Annotated in this window: 1 protein-coding gene; it reads right to left on the reverse strand. The window is 76.6% G+C overall.

Features of this window, described 5'->3' with window-relative positions:
- Positions 1–267: 267 nt before the first annotated feature.
- On the reverse strand, positions 268–639 hold the full coding sequence (locus E1211_RS32230; protein WP_371686241.1) for a hypothetical protein: 372 nt from the start codon (positions 637–639) through the stop codon (positions 268–270).
- Between the last annotated feature and the right edge of the window lie 127 nt (positions 640–766).

Here is a 766-nt window from a genome sequence, read left to right on the forward strand (position 1 = left end):
CACCCCACCGTCACCGGCCATCCCGATCCGGACACCGACGCCAGTCGGGTCAGCGACGGCACAGCAGGGGCCTTCCCCCTACCCCGGACGGGTCATCGGCCGTGACACGAGTCACGCGGCGGGGCGGGTGATGTTCGTCCCGGCGATTCGGTTCACCGGTCCGACCGGTGCCACGACGCCGCCGCGCCCCGCCCCTCGGCTGCTCCGGGCACGCCGACCGGAAGCCCGGTCAGGCCGGCGGTGCCGTCCGAGCCGGCACGGCGACGGTCAGCCCAGCGAGAGCAACAGGGCCAGCCCCAGGCCGATCAGGCTCAGCACCAGGCCGGCCCCGCCGCAGCTGATCCCCGCCACGGCCAGCCCGTGGCCGGTGAACCGGACGGCGGGTGGGGGTAGCGGCCGGCGGATCTGCCGCAGACCGAGCAACCCGGCGGCCGTCGCACCCGCGCCGGTGAGCACGCCGAGGACGGTGAAGGCGCCGGCCGCCCAGACCCCAGTCCAGCTGCCCCCGGTCACGCCGAAGCAGATGACCAGGATCGACACGAGGATCGAGACGATGCCGGCCACCAGCGCACCGACCGCCAGGCCGGAGGTGACCGGCGGCACGTCCAGGTGCACCACACCGAAGGGAGTGCCGGCCAACGGCTCCACCCGCGTCGGCGCCAGGGGCCGGGCGTCCGTCGGCGGCGGCACGTGCGGAACCGGCGGTGCACCCCAGCTCGGCGCGCCCGGCGCGGCCCCGCTCGGCCCTCCCGGCACACCCCACGGC

The organism is Micromonospora sp. 15K316 (assembly GCF_004348525.1).
Taxonomy (GTDB): domain Bacteria; phylum Actinomycetota; class Actinomycetes; order Mycobacteriales; family Micromonosporaceae; genus Micromonospora.